Below are 15,166 nucleotides of genomic sequence, written 5' to 3'. Positions count from 1 at the left end.
TCGAATTACTCCTCGTCAGCGTCGTCTTCGAGCCAGCCCATGGTCCGCTCGACGGCCTTGAGCCAGCTCTTGTACTCGCGGTCCCGTTGGGCCGCATCCATGTGGGGGGTCCACTCGGCGGCCCGGCGCCAGTTGGCCCGCAGCGCGTCGGTGTCCGGCCAGTAGCCGACGGCGAGACCGGCGGCGTAGGCAGCGCCGAGGCAGGTCGTCTCGGCGACCATCGGGCGCACCACCGGTGCGTCCAGGAAGTCCGAGAGGGTCTGCATCAGCAGGTTGTTGGAGGTCATGCCGCCGTCGACCTTGAGCGCGGTCAGCTCGACGCCGGAGTCCTTGGTCATGGCGTCACTGATCTCGCGGGTCTGCCAGGCGGTGGCCTCGAGCACGGCACGCGCGATGTGCGCCTTGGTGACATAGCGGGTCAGGCCGGCGATCACACCGCGGGCGTCGTCGCGCCAGTACGGGGCGAACAGGCCGGAGAAGGCCGGTACGAAGTAGGCGCCGCCGTTGTCCTCGACACTCAGCGCGAGGGTCTCGATCTCCGCGGCAGTGCTGATCAGGCCCATCTGGTCGCGCATCCACTGCACCAGCGAACCGGTGACGGCGATGGAACCCTCCAGCGCGTACACGGGGGGCTGGTCGCCGATCCGGTAACCGACGGTCGTCAGCAGGCCGTTGTACGAGTTGACGGGCTCGTGACCGGTGTTCATCAGCATGAAGGTGCCGGTGCCGTACGTGGACTTGGCCTCGCCCTCGGAGAAACAGGTCTGGCCGAACAGCGCCGCCTGCTGGTCACCGAGCGCCGAGGCGACCGGCACACCGGCGAGGGCGCCGCCCTTGGCGACTCCGTACACCTCGGCGGAGGAGCGGATCTCCGGCAGCACCGCGGCCGGCACGTCCATCGACTGGAGGATCTTCTCGTCCCAGTCGAGGGTGTGCAGGTTCATCAGCATGGTGCGCGAGGCGTTGGTGACGTCGGTGACGTGGTGGCCGCCGTCGACGCCGCCGGTCAGGTTCCAGATGACCCAGGAGTCCATGGTGCCGAAGAGGATCTCGCCGCGCTCGGCGCGCTCGCGCAGGCCCTCGACGTTGTCGAGCAGCCAGCGGATCTTCGGTCCGGCGAAGTACGAGGCGAGGGGCAGGCCCGTCTCGCGCCGGAAGCGGTCCTGGCCCACGTTGCGGCCGAGCTCCTTGCAGAGCGCGTCGGTGCGGGTGTCCTGCCAGACGAGAGCGTTGTGCACCGGCTCGCCGGTGTTCTTGTCCCACAGGACAGTGGTCTCACGCTGGTTGGTGATGCCGATGGCCTTGACGTCGGCGGAGGTGATGCCCGCCTTCGCGACGGCGCTGTCGACAACCTCCTGGACGTTGGTCCAGATCTCGGCGGCGTCGTGCTCCACCCAGCCCGGCTTCGGGAAGATCTGCTCGTGCTCCTTCTGGTCGACGGAGACGATGCGGCCGTCGGTGTCGAAGACGATGCAGCGGCTGGAGGTGGTGCCCTGGTCGATGGCCGCGATGAAGGGGCCGGTGGTGTGTGCGTCAGTCACGGGGTGCTCCTGCGAGTTCGAAGGGAGGGCTTAGGCGAACGCGAGGTTGTAGATACCCGCCGCGAGGGCTCCGCCGGCCAGCGGTCCTACGACGGGGATCCAGGCGTAGCCCCAGTCCGAGCCGCCCTTGTTGGGCAGCGGAAGCAGGGCGTGCACGATACGCGGGCCCAGGTCGCGGGCGGGGTTGATTGCGTAGCCCGTCGGGCCGCCGAGCGAGAGGCCGATGCCGACCACGGTGAGCGCGACGATCAGTCCGCCGATGACGCCCAGACCCTTGCCGCTGTTGTTGAGGCCCTGTGTGAGTACCGCAAGGACGAGCACCGCGGTGCCGATGATCTCGGTGGCCAGGTTCTGCCACACCACGCGGACCTCGGGTCCGGTGGAGAAGACACCGAGCACCGGGCCGGCCTTCGGAGCGGCCTCTTCGCTGACCAGGCCTTCCTCGTGCGGAGGCGCGGAGATGATCTCCGGGTCCGTGAGGTGCGCCTGGAACTGTCCGTAGTACGCGATCCAGACCAGGGCGGCACCGAGCATGGCGCCGACCATCTGTCCGGCGATGTAGAGCGGAACGTTGCTCCAGTCGCTGTCCTTGATCGCGATGCCGACGGTGACGGCCGGGTTCAGGTGGGCGCCGGACAGTGTGCCCGTCATGTAAACCGCGATCAAGACCGCGAAGCCCCACCCGAAGGTGATCGCCAGCCAGCCGGCGTTCTGCGCCTTCGAGCGCTTGAGTACGACTGCGGCGACCACGCCGCCGCCGAGCAGGATGAGAACGGCGGTACCAATGATCTCGCCGATGAAGATGTCGGAGTTGGACACCCGCGACTCCTTTGTCCTTCGGGGGAAGGCGAACCCCGGGTCCCTCCGGTGGTCCGCGCCCTCAGGTGAGGGCGTTCTCGGCTTGGCGTTGCCACACCCTAGCGTGTATTGCCGGTAGGTGTTCGACAATGCCGACCGATGCACGGCAGTTTTGCGCCAGGGTTAACACGACGTCAAGGGTTGTGTGGCCGAAAATCGGATCGTTATCGATGATGCGACAGAACGGTCAGAATCGCCCGGCGCCGAGGTCGCGCGAAACCGAGCGTGCGCAGTCCCGTACTGCCGCGACCAGCTCCGACCGCAACTCGCCCGCGCTGCATACCCGTTCGACCGCACCTGTGATGGCGACAGCCCCCACCGGCATCCGGCGCCGGTCGTGGATCGGGGCGGCCACCGCGGCCACGCCCTCCCAGGTCTCCTCCACATCGGCCGCCCAGCCCCGCGCCCGGGTGTGGTCGAGCACCAGCTCGAACTCCTCCACGCCGGTGACCGTCCGAGGCGTGAAGCTCTTGCGCTCCACCTCCATGACCTCGGTGTGGGCCACCGGGTCGAACGCCGAGAGCACCTTGCCCAGCGCGGTGGAGTGCAGCGGCTGCATGGCCCCCACCTCCAGCACCTGGCGGCTGTCGTCGGGCCTGAAGACGTGGTGCACGATGAGCACGCCGTGCTGGTGCAGCACCCCGAGATGGACGCTCTCGCCGCTGGACCGCGCCAGGTCGTCCGTCCAGACCAGAGCGCGGGCACGCAGCTCGTGGACGTCCAGATAGCTGTTGCCGAGCCTGAGCAGCTCGGCCCCCAGCTGGTAGCGGCCGGACGCCGGGTCCTGTTCGACGAAGCCCTCGGCCTGCAGCGTGCGCAGAATGCCATGGGCGGTGCCCTTGGCAAGATCGAGCGAGGAAGCGATGTCCGACAGGCCCAGTCGGCGTTCCCCGCCCGCGAGCAGTCGCAGCATCGCCGCCGCCCGCTCGAGTGACTGGATGTTTTTCGCCATCGCTCGGCCCTTCTCACTGCGGTTCGACAATGCTGAACACTATCGGTCGATGCCGACCTTGGTCACCACAGAGTGAATCCTTCGTGTCCGAAAGACCATCCGGTGCGGCGAGGACATGATGCTGTCCCGCCCCGTGGGACGGCCACGCCCTGTTTCGGCGGGCACGGCTAGGCTGGCTTCGTGCGCCTTCCACCGGAGGCGCAAAGCCGACAGCCGTCGCATCCCAGGGAGCACATCCATGGCCTCGCTGCCGACCCCTTCCGCTGACAGCCGGACCCGAATCGACGCCCTTCGCGAAGCGCTCGCCACCCGAGTGGTCGTAGCCGACGGGGCGATGGGCACGATGCTCCAGGCCCAGGACCCGACACTCGAGGACTTCGAGAACCTCGAAGGCTGCAACGAAATCCTGAATGTGACCCGCCCGGACATCGTCCGGTCCGTCCATTCGGCCTATTTCGAGGTCGGCGTCGACTGCGTCGAGACGAACACCTTCGGTGCGAACCTCGCGGCCCTCGGTGAGTACGACATCCCCGAGCGGGTCTTCGAGCTCTCCGAGTCCGGCGCGCGGATCGCACGCGAGGCCGCCGACGAGTTCACGGCGTCGACCGGGCAGCAGCGCTGGGTGCTGGGCTCGATGGGACCGGGCACCAAGCTGCCGACCCTGGGACACGCCCCGTACGTGAAGCTGCGCGACGCCTACCAGCAGAACGCCGAGGGCATGATCGCGGGCGGCGCCGACGCCCTCCTGGTGGAGACGACCCAGGACCTGCTCCAGACCAAGGCCGCCGTCCTGGGCGCCCGCCGCGCTCTGGAGGCGACCGGCACCAACCTCCCCGTCATCTGCTCCGTGACGGTCGAGACGACGGGCACGATGCTGCTCGGCTCGGAGATCGGCGCGGCCCTGACCGCGCTGGAGCCGCTGGGCATCGACATGATCGGCCTGAACTGCGCCACCGGCCCGGCCGAGATGAGCGAGCACCTGCGCTACCTCGCCCGGCACTCCCGCATCCCGCTGTCCTGCATGCCCAACGCGGGCCTGCCGGTGCTCGGCAAGAACGGCGCGCACTACCCCCTGTCGGCGGGTGAGCTGGCCGACGCGCAGGAGACCTTCGTACGCGAATACGGCCTTTCCCTGGTCGGCGGCTGCTGCGGTACGACGCCCGAGCATCTGCGCCAGGTCGTCGAGCGCGTACGCGATCTCGCGCCCACCGAGCGCGTGCCGCACCCCGAGCCGGGCGCCGCGTCCCTCTACCAGACCGTGCCGTTCCGTCAGGACACCTCGTTCATGGCCATCGGCGAGCGGACGAACGCCAACGGGTCCAAGAAGTTCCGCGAGGCCATGCTGGACGGCCGCTGGGACGACTGCGTGGAGATGGCAAGGGACCAGATCCGCGAGGGCGCGCACATGCTCGACCTCTGCGTCGACTACGTGGGCCGGGACGGCGTCGCCGACATGGAGGAACTGGCCGGCCGTTTCGCCACCGCGTCGACGCTGCCCATCGTGCTCGACTCCACCGAAGTCGACGTCCTTCGGGCCGGGCTGGAGAAGCTGGGCGGCCGCGCGGTCCTCAACTCCGTCAACTACGAGGACGGGGACGGGCCCGAGTCGCGGTTCGCGAAGGTCACCGGGCTCGCGGCCGAGCACGGAGCCGCGCTCATCGCGCTCACCATCGACGAAGAGGGCCAGGCCCGTACGGTCGAGAACAAGGTCGCCATCGCCGAGCGGCTCATCGACGACCTGACCGGCAACTGGGGCGTGCACGAGTGCGACATCCTCATCGACACGCTGACCTTCACGATCTGCACCGGCCAGGAGGAGTCCCGCAAGGACGGCATCGCCACCATCGAGGCGATCCGTGAGCTCAAGCGCCGCCGCCCCGATGTGCAGACCACGCTGGGCCTGTCGAACATCTCCTTCGGCCTGAACCCGGCCGCCCGGGTCGTCCTCAACTCCGTGTTCCTCGACGAGTGCGTCAAGGCGGGCCTCGACTCGGCCATCGTGCACGCGTCCAAGATCCTTCCCATCGCGCGTCTCGAGGAGGAGCAGGTCCAGGTGGCCCTGGACCTCATCTACGACCGCCGCAGCGAGGGCTACGACCCCCTGCAGAAGCTCATGGAGCTCTTCGAGGGCGTCAACATGAAGTCGATGAAGGCGGGCAGGGCCGAGGAGCTCCTCGCCCTGCCGCTGGACGAGCGCCTCAAGCGCCGCATCATCGACGGCGAGAAGAACGGCCTGGAGGCCGACCTCGACGAGGCGCTCCAGACCCGCCCCGCCCTCGGCATCGTCAACGAGACGCTCCTGGACGGCATGAAGGTCGTCGGCGAGCTCTTCGGCTCCGGCCAGATGCAGCTGCCCTTCGTCCTGCAGTCCGCCGAGGTCATGAAGAACGCGGTCGCCTACCTCGAACCGCACATGGAGAAGTCCGACGCGGAGGGCAAGGGCACCATCGTCCTGGCGACCGTCCGCGGCGACGTCCACGACATCGGCAAGAACCTCGTCGACATCATCCTCTCCAACAACGGCTACAACGTCGTCAACCTGGGCATCAAGCAGCCGGTCTCGGCGATCCTGGAGGCGGCCGAGGAACACCGCGCCGATGTGATCGGCATGTCCGGCCTGCTGGTGAAGTCCACGGTGATCATGAAGGAGAACCTGCAGGAGCTCAACCAGCGCAAGATGGCCGCCGACTACCCGGTCATCCTCGGCGGAGCGGCGCTGACCAGGGCGTATGTCGAGCAGGACCTGCATGAGATCTACGAGGGCGAGGTTCGCTACGCGCGCGACGCCTTCGAGGGCCTGCGCCTGATGGACGCGCTGATCGCGGTCAAGCGCGGCGTCCCCGGGGCGGTCCTGCCCGAGCTCAAGCAGCGCCGGGTCCGCGCCACGACGAACGCCGTGGTCGAGGAGCGCCCGGAAGAAGGCGCCGTGCGCTCCGACGTCGCGATCGACAATCCGATCCCCGAACCGCCGTTCTGGGGCACCCGGGTGATCAAGGGCATCCAGCTCAAGGAGTACGCGTCCTGGCTGGACGAGGGCGCGCTGTTCAAGGGCCAGTGGGGCCTCAAGCAGGCCCGCACCGGTGACGGACCGACCTACGAGGAGCTCGTCGAGACCGAGGGACGGCCGCGGCTGCGCGGCTGGCTGGACCAGCTGCACACCCGGAACCTGCTGGAGGCAGCCGTCGTCTACGGCTACTTCCCCTGCGTGTCCAAGGGCGACGACCTGATCCTGCTGAACGAGGACGGCTCCGAGCGCACCCGCTTCTCCTTCCCGCGCCAGCGCCGCGGCCGCCGCCTGTGCCTCGCCGACTTCTTCCGCCCCGAGGAGTCCGGCGAGCGGGATGTCGTCGGGCTTCAGGTCGTCACCGTCGGCTCCAAGATCGGTGAAGCCACGGCAGAGCTCTTCGAGTCGGACTCGTACCGCGACTACCTCGAACTACACGGCCTGTCCGTGCAGCTGGCGGAGGCGCTGGCCGAGTACTGGCACGCCCGGGTGCGTGCCGAGCTGGGCTTCGCCGGCGAGGACCCGGCCGATGTGGAGGACATGTTCGCCCTGAAGTACCGGGGTGCGCGCTTCTCACTCGGTTACGGAGCGTGCCCGGATCTGGAGGACCGGGCGAAGATCGCCGAGCTGCTGGAGCCCGAGCGGATCGGCGTCCAGCTCTCGGAGGAGTTCCAGCTCCACCCCGAGCAGTCCACCGACGCGATCCTGATCCACCACCCCGAGGCGAAGTACTTCAACGCACGTTAGCCGCCCGAGACGTACACTTGTCGGTCCAGTGCAGGCCGGTTGCCTTCCCCACTTGGGAGGCGGCCGGCCTTCTCGTCCCCAGTGGAGGTGTGCCGGATGACCAGTACGGTCCCCGCGTCCCTGACCCGTTCGGCGGAAGGCTCCGCCCTTCAGGCCGTGTTTCTCGACATGGACGGCACCCTCGTGGACACCGAAGGCTTCTGGTGGGACGCCGAGGTGGACGTCTTCGCGGACCTCGGCCACGATCTCGACGAGGCGTGGCGCGAGGTGGTGGTCGGCGGCCCCATGACGCGCAGTGCCGCGTACCTCATCGAGGCGACCGGCGCGGACATCACGCTCGCCGAGCTGACCGTGCTGCTCAATGACCGCTTCGAGGACCGGATCGGGCGCGGTGTGCCCATGATGCCGGGCGCCGAACGGCTGCTGGCCGAGCTGGCCAGGCACAATGTGCCCACGGCGCTGGTCTCCGCCTCCCACCGCCGCATCATCGACCGTGTCCTCGCCTCGCTCCGCCCGCACACCTTCGCCCTGTCGGTCGCGGGCGACGAGGTGCCGCGCACGAAGCCGCACCCCGACCCCTATCTGCTGGCCGCGCGCGGACTGCGGGCCGAGCCCGCGAGATGCGCGGTCATCGAGGACACGGCCACCGGTGTCGCCTCCGCCGAGGCCGCGGGCTGCCGGGTGGTGGCCGTGCCGTCCGTGCACCCGATCGCGCCCGCCGACGGGCGACTGGTCGTACGGTCGCTCGAAGAAGTGGACCTTGGTTTTCTGCGTACGCTCATCACCACAATGAACTGATGCCTGTACGGTCCGTGTTTCTCGAATGCAGTGGAAACTCTGGGCAGCCGAGCGTGCCTTTTCCGTGACGAGCCCGGAGGGTTATCCGGTGCCGTTGGTGCAGAATTCACCACGTGACGTTCGTCACTGTGAGTGGCCTGGGTGATGTTGGTCCGGACCACTCCACGCCCCTTCCTGGGGTGCAGGACGCGCCATTGTGTCCGTATTGGTGGAGAGGTGTACGAATCCTTCCACCGTGGGGGCATCCACTCACAGGCATAACCGATCACTGAGCGCATACGCCCCAACTCGGGCCCGGTCACGCTTTCCTGGCGTCGCCGACTAATCTCGTCGCGAGAACTTCGTCGCATCATCGATGTGTCTCGGCGCCACCCAGTCATGGGGAACTCAGTGCCGATCGCTCTGTTTCCCCCTCCCGATCGCACCGCTCCGAACGGGCGGCCGCGACGGAGGCTCCCGAAGACATCGCTGTATCCCAGTGCCGGATGAGGAGAACGTCCAGGATGAACCGTAAGACTTTGGTGCTGCCGGCCTTGGTCGGCCTGCTCGCGCCAGTGCTTGTCGCCTGCGGCGGGGCGAAAGGCGGGTCCGGCGGCGGTGACGCCATTGTCGTGGGCACCACGGACCAGTTCGTCGCCACCGAAGACGCACCCGCGCCGCTCGACCCGGCCTACGCCTACGACACCGGTTCGTGGAGCGTCCTGCGGCAGACCGTCCAGACACTGATGCACGCCCCGCGCGGCGGCGGCGCGCCCGTGCCGGAAGCGGCCCAGTCGTGCGACTTCACGGACAAGGTCAGCGAGAGCTACCGCTGCAAGCTGCGCAGCGGGCTGAAGTTCGCCGACGGAAGTGCCATCACCGCCGAGGACGTGAAGTTCTCCATCCAGCGTGTCCTGGACATCAACGCCGACAGCGGCGTGAGCTCCCTCCTCGCGAACATCGACACGATCGAGGCCAACGGCGACGAGGTGGTCTTCCACCTCGCCACGCCGGACGCGACCTTCCCGTACAAGCTCTCGACGCCCGTCGCCGCCATCCTGAGCAAGGAGAAGTACGAGGGCAAGAAGCTCCGCGAGGGCTTCCAGGTCGACGGCTCCGGCCCGTACACCATGAGCGCCGAGACCAAGGACGGCCACGTCGCCAAGGTCACCTTCACCAAGAACCCCAACTACCTGGGTGACATCAAACTCCGCAACGACAAGGTCGAGCTGCGCTCCTTCGCGGACTCCGACTCGATGGGCCAGGCGCTCGAGTCCGGCGACATCGACATGATGACGCGGGCGATGTCGCCCGAGCAGATCAAGAGCATGTCCGAGAGCCCGAAGGAAGGCATCGAGCTCACCGAGATGCCGGGCCTGGAGATCCGCTACCTCGCCTTCAACACCAACGACCCGTCGGTGAAGGACAAGGCCGTCCGCCAGGCCATGGCCGCTGTTGTCGATCGTGGTCACATCGCGGGCAAGGTATACGGCTCCACCGCCGAGCCGCTCTACTCGCTCATCCCGGCGAGCATCGGGGCGCACACCAACTCCTTCTACAACAAGTACGGCGAGCCGAACCAGAAGAAGGCCGCGGAGCTGCTGCGCAAGGCCGACATCACCACCCCGGTGAAGCTGAAGCTCCACTACACGACCGACCACTACGGCGCCGGTACGGCCAAGGAGTTCGAGGCGCTCAAGCAGCAGCTGAACGCCACCAAGCTCTTCGACGTCACCATCGAGGGCGCCGAGTGGTCGAAGTTCGTCCCCGCCCAGAAGCGCGGTGAGTACGCGGTCTACGGAATGGGCTGGTTCCCCGACTTCCCGGACCCGGACAGCTTCATCGCGCCGTTCCTGGACAAGGGCAACTTCCTCAACACCCCGTACGTGAGCACCGAGGCGCGGGACCTCATCCCGCAGTCGCGGAAGGCCGCCGACCGCACCTCCGCGTCCCAGGCCTTCACGCAGATACAGGAGATCGTCGCCAACGACGTGCCTTTCCTGCCGCTGTGGCAGGGCAAGCAGTACGTCGCGGCGCGCACCGGCGTCACCGGCGTCGAGCGGGTGGTCAACTCCAGCTCGGACCTTCAGCTGTGGGAGCTGGGCCGCGGCACCGTGTGAGCTGCGTGCCATGAACAAGCGGCGGCGGGCCGATGCCCGCCGCCGCTTTTCGCGTGCTCCGTCCGGAGAACTACTGCGCGCCGGGGCGCACCAGACCACTCTCGTACGCGTACACCGCGGCCTGCACCCGGTCCCGAAGGCCCAGCTTCGTCAGCACATGGCCCACATGCGTCTTGACAGTCGTCTCACTGACGAAAAGATCCGCCGCGATCTCGGCATTGGACAGCCCCCGCGCGACCAGCTTGAGCACCTCCACCTCGCGCTCGGTCAGCGTGTGCAGCGTGTCCGGGACCGGCTCCTCGCCCGAGGGCAGATGGTCCGCGTACTTGTCGAGAAGCCTGCGGGTGATGCTCGGCGCGAGCATCGCCTCGCCCGCCGCGACCACCCGGATCGCCTGGACCAGCTCATTGGCGGGCGCGTCCTTCAGCAGGAAGCCGCTCGCCCCGGCCCGCAGCGCCTCCACCACGTACTCGTCGAGGTCGAAGGTGGTCAGCACCAGCACCTTCGCCGGGCCGTCCCGCCCGGGGCCGGTGATCTGACGGGTCGCCTCGACGCCGTCCATGCGGGGCATCCGGATGTCCATCAGCACCACATCGGGCTGCAGCGCACGCACCTGGTCGAGGGCCTGCAGACCGTCCCCGGCCTCGCCGACCACCGCGATGTCCTGCTCCGCCTCCAGGATCATCCGGAAGCCGGTACGCAGCAGCGGTTGGTCGTCGACCAGTAGGACGCGGATAGCCACGGGTACTCCTTAGTTAGACCGGGCCCATTCTGCCCTGACCATCCTCTGCCGAAGCGGTCGGGGAGATGCTCAGCGGATAAACCGGGGGAGTGCCGCCGAATTCCGGACAGACCGCCTGGTGGTCGCACCATCCGCACAGCTTCGTCGGCCGCGGCCGCCAGTCGCCCGTCTCGGTGGCCAGCCTGATCGCGTCCCAGAGCGCCAGCAGCTTGCGCTCCACGCGCTCCAGGTCCGCCGGGGCCGGGTCGTACGTCAGCACCTCTCCGCTGCCCAGATAGACGAGCTGGAGGCGGCGCGGCACCACGTTCTTCAGCCGCCAGATCACCAGGGCGTAGAACTTCATCTGGAACAGCGCGCCCTCGCTGTACTCGGGGCGCGGGGCCTTGCCCGTCTTGTAGTCGACGATCCGGACCTCGCCGGTGGGCGCGACATCGACCCGGTCGATGACACCGCGCAGCCGCAGCCCCGACTCCAGCTCCGTCTCGACGAACAGCTCCCGCTCGGCCGGCTCCAGCCGGGTCGGGTCCTCCAGCGAGAACCACCGCTCCACCAACTGCTCCGCCTCGGCGAGCCAGCCGGTCAGCCGCTCGCCCTCGGCGTCCTCCGCGAACAGCTCGCCCAGCTCCGGCTTCGTCTCCAGCAGCCGGTCCCACTGACCCGGGATCAGGGCCTTGGCACGCGGAGCCGTCCGCTCCGCCGCCGGCGCGTCGAAGAGCCGCTCCAGCACCGCATGCACCAGCGTCCCGCGGGTAGCCGCCTCGCTGGGCTTCTCCGGCAGCTTGTCGATCACCCGGAACCGGTACAGCAGGGGACACTGCATGAAGTCGCTCGCACGCGAGGGCGACAGCGATGTGGGCTGCTGACTCGTACTCATGACGCAGACCCTACGGCCCGCCACTGACAGCGAGCGGAATACCATCGACGTCAGACCCGCGAAACTGCATGATCGAACGAGCGAAGCATTCGCGACACCTTCGCGACAAAAAGGGGACCCGTGGACGAGGACGACACGAGCGGCGAGCGTGAGCGGGCGCAGTCCGGTGCGGGAGGAACGGACCCCGAGGGCAAGGGCAGCAAGCCGCGGCGTTCCGACGGCCCCGGCGGTGGCATTCTCATGGGCCGTCCCTTCGGTGTGCCCGTCTATGTCGCCCCGAGCTGGTTCATCGTCGCCGCGCTCATCACCTGGGTCTTCGGCGGTCAGCTCGACCGTGTGCTCCCCGAGCTCGGCGGCACGCGCTATCTCGTCTCGCTCTTCTTCGCGGTCGCCTTCTACGCCTCCGTACTGGTCCACGAACTCGCCCACACCGTCGCGGCGCTGCGCTTCAAGTTGCCGGTACGCCGGATCCAGCTCCAGTTCTTCGGCGGGGTGTCCGAGATCGAGAAGGAGTCCGAGACTCCCGGCCGCGAGTTCGTCCTGGCCTTCGTCGGACCGCTGCTCTCCCTCGTCCTGGCCGGCCTCTTCTACCTCGGGATGCAGGGCGTCGATCCCGGTACGGTCCCCGGCGTGCTGCTCGCCGGGCTGATGATCTCCAACCTGATCGTCGCCGCGTTCAACCTGCTGCCCGGTCTGCCGCTCGACGGCGGCCGCATGCTGCGCGCCGTCGTGTGGAAGATCACCGGCAAGCCGATGTCGGGCACCGTCGCCGCGGCCTGGGTGGGCCGGGCGCTCGCCGTCGCCGTCCTCATCGGCCTGCCGCTCCTCACCCACACCGGCGCCCTCGGCAATGCCACCGAGGACATCGGCGGCATGGAGACGGTCACGGACGCGCTGCTCGCCGCGATCCTCGCCGCGATCATCTGGACCGGGGCCGGCAACAGCCTGCGCATGGCCCGGCTGCGCGAACACCTCCCCGAGCTCGAAGCCCGGACGCTCACCAGGCGCGCCGTCCCGGTCGAGTCCGACACCCCGCTCTCCGAGGCCCTGCGCCGCGCCAACGAGGCGGGGGCCCGCGCGCTGGTCGTCGTCGACGGCCACGGCGACCCGACGGCCCTGGTGCGCGAGACAGCCATCGTCGGCGTCCCCGAACACCGCCGCCCCTGGGTCGCGGTCAGCGGCCTCGCCCAGGAGCTCACCGAAGGCATGAAGGTCTCGGCGGAACTGGCCGGGGAGGCGCTTTTGGACAAGCTCCGGGCCTCTCCGGCGACGGAGTACCTGGTGGTCGAGGACTCGGGCGAGATCTACGGCGTCCTGTCCACGGCGGACGTCGAGCGCGCCTTCGTCGCCGCGATGGCCCGGCCCGCGTCTTCTTGAGGTCTCGGTTGGCCTTCGGGGCGCCGGGCCCGCGGGGGCTCGCCGTGGTGAACGGGTCCGTTCCGGGCCGGTAGGCTGGTCACATGTCCGAACCGACCGGTGCCGCCCGCCGACGCGGGCCCTTCAAGGTCGGGGACCAGGTCCAGCTCACCGACCCCAAGGGACGCCACTACACGTTCACGCTCGAGGCCGGGAAGAATTTCCACACCCACAAGGGTTCCTTCCCGCACGACGAGCTGATCGGCGCTCCCGAGGGCAGTGTTGTCCGTACCACGGGAAACGTCGCCTACCTCGCGCTGCGCCCCCTGCTCCCCGACTATGTCCTGTCCATGCCCCGCGGCGCCGCCGTGGTCTACCCCAAGGACGCGGGGCAGATCCTGGCCTTCGCCGACATCTTCGCCGGCGCCCGCGTCGTCGAGGCGGGCGTGGGCTCCGGCTCGCTGAGCGCCTTCCTGCTGCGAGCCATCGGCGACCACGGCATGCTGCACTCCTACGAGCGGCGCCAGGACTTCGCCGAGATCGCCCAGCAGAATGTGGAGCGCTACTTCGGCGGCCCGCACCCCGCCTGGCAACTCACCGTGGGCGACCTCCAGGACAACCTGACCGACGCCGACGTCGACCGCGTGATTCTGGACATGCTCGCCCCCTGGGAGTGCCTGGAGGCCGTCTCCAAGGCCCTCGTCCCCGGCGGCATCCTCTGCTGCTACGTCGCGACCACCACCCAGCTCGCGCGCACCGTCGAGTCCATCCGCGAGATCGGCTGCTTCGCCGAGCCTCAGCCCTGGGAGTCGATGATCCGCAACTGGCACGTCGAAGGCCTGGCCGTGCGCCCGGACCACCGGATGATCGGCCACACCGGATTCCTCCTCACGGCCCGCCGTCTCGCGGACGGTGTGGAGCCCCCGATGCGCCGCCGCCGCCCCGCCAAGGGCGCGTACGGCGATGACTACGAAGGCCCCAACAAGGGCTGACGGAACGCCCCAAAACGGGCTGACGCCCGCACAACGTACCGACGCCGCCGTCGAGTTCCCCAGGCACCCTGGGGAACTCGACGGCGGCGTCTTCGTGTTGACCGCTTTCCCGACCTACACACTTTCTTGACCTACACACTCGGACCCCGCTGTTCCGCGCCCACTGTGACGTATGGCACGATGCAGGCCATCCCCGCCGGTTCCGCCTTCCCAGGAGACATCCCGCGTGCAGACCTCCGCCGTCCCGGACCTCGCGCACACGCACGCCCGCCCGGTGCACTGGCTCGCCACCGCGACAGCGATGGCCGGGGTGGTGGCCGCCGCCGGACTGCTGCAGCCCACAGCTCAGGCCGCCCCCCAGGCAGGCCCGCAGAACACCGGAACGGCCGCTGCACCCGCCCCCGCGCCCGATCCGGCGGGAGTGCGGCTCCCTCTGGAGTGCGGCGGCGCGAAGAGCGTGGTGACCAAGAAAGCCTCGGGCGACCTGGACGGCGACGGCAGCCTCGAAGCCGTGGTGGTGGCCCGCTGCGACGCGGGCTCCGGCACCCCTCCGAGCGGGGTCTACGTACTGACCCAGGGCCTGGGTACGGGCCCGCGCGTCGTCGCGACCCTCGTGGAGCCCGCACAGAAGCTCAGCGTCAAGGACTTCGCCGTACGTGACGGTGCGATTACGGCCACCCTGCTCGGCTACTCCTCGCCGGACGTGCCGAGCTGCTGCCCAGACCAGCTCGAGAAGGTCAAGTGGCAGTGGCAGGGCGGGAAGTTCGTCCGTACCGCCCAGCCAGAAGCACGCAGTATGTGATCCGTCACTCTGCGTCGGGTCCGAAGACCTCGACCCTGTCCGAAACGCGGCGGACGTGGATGCAGTCGCCCGGGCACTCCTTCGCGGAGTCCACGACATCGCTCAGCAGCGGCAGCGGCACGGGCGTTGTGGCGCCCGGGTTCTGGAGCAGTTCGTCGTCGGTGCTCTTCACGTAGGCGAGCCCGTCGATGTCCAGCTCGAAGACCTCGGGAGCGTACTGCGCGCAGATCCCGTCTCCGGTACAGAGGTCCTGGTCGATCCAGACCTCAAGGGCCTCGCCGACGGCTTCCGTGGGGACCTCGTGCTGCACGGTCATCTCTCCTGCCGTTTCCTTCGCCGGGTGTAGCAAAATGAAGCAAGTCGCGCCAGCCCTGACGGGTGTTGAACACTTCGACGATACC

At 68.6% G+C, this 15,166-nt stretch carries 12 protein-coding genes; 6 read left to right on the top strand and 6 right to left on the bottom strand.

The genetic code is table 11. The features are described 5' to 3' along the window. Positions 1-5 precede the first annotated feature (5 nt). From glpK to OG741_RS08515, 3 genes are all read right to left on the bottom strand, one after another. Complete coding sequence (gene glpK, locus OG741_RS08525; protein ID WP_405596205.1) at positions 6-1,541, bottom strand: glycerol kinase GlpK; 1,536 nt, start codon at positions 1,539-1,541, stop codon at positions 6-8. 30 nt (positions 1,542-1,571) lie between these two features. After that, complete coding sequence (locus OG741_RS08520) at positions 1,572-2,360, bottom strand: MIP/aquaporin family protein (RefSeq protein WP_405596204.1); 789 nt, start codon at positions 2,358-2,360, stop codon at positions 1,572-1,574. Between the two features lie 226 nt (positions 2,361-2,586). Continuing rightward, positions 2,587-3,351, bottom strand: a complete 765-nt coding sequence (locus tag OG741_RS08515) for an IclR family transcriptional regulator (RefSeq protein WP_266478266.1) — start codon at positions 3,349-3,351, stop codon at positions 2,587-2,589. A 238-nt stretch (positions 3,352-3,589) separates the two neighbouring features. Here OG741_RS08515 and metH point away from each other — a divergent pair, with 238 nt between their 5' ends. The 3 genes from metH to OG741_RS08500 all read left to right on the top strand — a co-directional run bounded on the left by metH (position 3,590) and on the right by OG741_RS08500 (position 9,999). After that, complete coding sequence (gene metH, locus OG741_RS08510) at positions 3,590-7,102, top strand: methionine synthase (protein ID WP_405596203.1); 3,513 nt, start codon at positions 3,590-3,592, stop codon at positions 7,100-7,102. Between the two features lie 96 nt (positions 7,103-7,198). Then, on the top strand, positions 7,199-7,900 hold the full coding sequence (locus OG741_RS08505) for an HAD family hydrolase (protein ID WP_405596202.1): 702 nt from the start codon (positions 7,199-7,201) through the stop codon (positions 7,898-7,900). 503 nt (positions 7,901-8,403) lie between these two features. Beyond that, positions 8,404-9,999, top strand: a complete 1,596-nt coding sequence (locus OG741_RS08500) for an ABC transporter substrate-binding protein (protein WP_405596201.1) — start codon at positions 8,404-8,406, stop codon at positions 9,997-9,999. Positions 10,000-10,069: 70 nt separating this feature from the next. On the opposite strand, the gene OG741_RS08495 is transcribed toward OG741_RS08500, so the two are convergent. Both OG741_RS08495 and OG741_RS08490 read right to left on the bottom strand, forming a co-directional pair. Continuing rightward, on the bottom strand, positions 10,070-10,741 hold the full coding sequence (locus OG741_RS08495) for a response regulator transcription factor (RefSeq protein ID WP_142216181.1): 672 nt from the start codon (positions 10,739-10,741) through the stop codon (positions 10,070-10,072). Positions 10,742-10,754: 13 nt separating this feature from the next. Next, entirely contained in the window at positions 10,755-11,615 is an 861-nt protein-coding gene (locus OG741_RS08490; RefSeq protein WP_405596200.1) for a RecB family exonuclease, read from the bottom strand. Positions 11,616-11,735: 120 nt separating this feature from the next. Between OG741_RS08490 and OG741_RS08485 the strand changes: the two genes are divergently transcribed. From OG741_RS08485 to OG741_RS08475, 3 genes are all read left to right on the top strand, one after another. Next, positions 11,736-12,992, top strand: coding sequence for a site-2 protease family protein (locus OG741_RS08485; RefSeq protein ID WP_405596199.1), 1,257 nt, complete (start codon positions 11,736-11,738; stop codon positions 12,990-12,992). An 83-nt stretch (positions 12,993-13,075) separates the two neighbouring features. Continuing rightward, complete coding sequence (locus OG741_RS08480; protein WP_266478282.1) at positions 13,076-13,963, top strand: tRNA (adenine-N1)-methyltransferase; 888 nt, start codon at positions 13,076-13,078, stop codon at positions 13,961-13,963. Between the two features lie 226 nt (positions 13,964-14,189). Continuing rightward, positions 14,190-14,765, top strand: a complete 576-nt coding sequence (locus OG741_RS08475) for a hypothetical protein (protein ID WP_405596198.1) — start codon at positions 14,190-14,192, stop codon at positions 14,763-14,765. Positions 14,766-14,769: 4 nt separating this feature from the next. On the opposite strand, the gene OG741_RS08470 is transcribed toward OG741_RS08475, so the two are convergent. Continuing rightward, positions 14,770-15,081 carry a ferredoxin gene (locus OG741_RS08470; RefSeq protein ID WP_266478286.1) on the bottom strand — a complete coding sequence of 104 codons (312 nt, stop codon included), beginning with the start codon at positions 15,079-15,081 and terminating at the stop codon, positions 14,770-14,772. Between the last annotated feature and the right edge of the window lie 85 nt (positions 15,082-15,166).

The sequence above is a fragment of the Streptomyces sp. NBC_01410 genome (assembly GCF_045040195.1).
Taxonomy (GTDB): domain Bacteria; phylum Actinomycetota; class Actinomycetes; order Streptomycetales; family Streptomycetaceae; genus Streptomyces.
Note: the sequence above shows the minus strand (reverse complement) of the source record. Positions and strands in the feature narration are given on the sequence as shown.